Here is a 1,058-nt window from a genome sequence, read left to right as displayed (position 1 = left end):
TGAATTTCGAAAATTCCCGCGAAATATGCGGGCCCAAAAAAACTTTGTTGGAGCCTCGACCTTTCAGAGGACGTAGGTAGACCAGCACGGATAATTAACTTGGAGAACAGTTGATGATTTACGAAGGTAAAGCCATCACGGTTAAAGAGATTGAAGGCGGAATCGCACAGCTAAATTTCGATTTAGAGGGCGAGTCAGTCAATAAGTTTAACCGACTTACTATTGAAGAGCTTGGCGCAGCAGCGGAAAGCTTAAAGAACGCAAACGGCATTAAGGGCTTGATTGTTACAAGTTCAAAAGATTGCTTTATCGTTGGCGCAGATATCACAGAATTTACTGACTTGTTTGCTGGTTCTGAAGAAGAGCTTATCGCAAACAACTTGCAGGCCAACGCTGTATTTAGTGCAATTGAAGATCTTCCGTTTCCATCTGTAACTGCTATCAACGGTATTGCGTTGGGTGGCGGTTTCGAGATGTGTCTGTCTACGGACTATCGTGTTATGTCGCCAACGGCTAAAGTCGGTCTACCTGAAGTTAAGCTGGGTATCTTCCCAGGTTTTGGTGGTACGGTACGTCTACCACGTCTAATCGGTGCAGATAATGCAATCGAATGGATCGCAGGCACGAAAGAATACAAAGCACCTGATGCACTTAAGTTTGGTGCAGTAGATGCGGTTGTTGATGCTGATAAGCTAGAAGCTGCAGCAATCGATCTTGTTAAGCAAGCAGTTGCTGGCAAGCTAGACTATAAAGCTCGTCGTGAAGAGAAGACTTCTAAGCTTAAGCTGAACCCAATGGAAAGCATGATGACTTTCGAAACTGCTAAAGGTTTCGTTGCTGGTCAAGCTGGTCCTAACTATCCTGCACCTGTTGAAGCGATTAAAGCGATGCAGAAGCATTCGGGTATGGCGCGAGACAAGGCAATCGAAGTTGAAGCGAAAGGCTTTGCTAAGATGGCTAAGACTTCAGTATCAGCTTCTTTGATTGGTTTGTTCTTGAATGACCAGGCACTTAAAGCACAAGCAAAAGCGCTTGAGCCAAAAGCATCTGAAGTTAAG

1 protein-coding gene is annotated in these 1,058 nt (G+C 44.7%); it reads left to right on the top strand.

The window, feature by feature from the left end; all coding sequences use genetic code 11:
- Window positions 1-113: 113 nt before the first annotated feature.
- The coding region (locus tag A3756_RS21360) for an enoyl-CoA hydratase-related protein (RefSeq protein ID WP_197481443.1) at window positions 114-1,058 on the top strand (945 nt) is incomplete at its 3' end.

This window comes from Oleiphilus sp. HI0086 (genome assembly GCF_001635225.1).
This window is presented reverse-complemented; position numbering and strand designations above follow the sequence as displayed.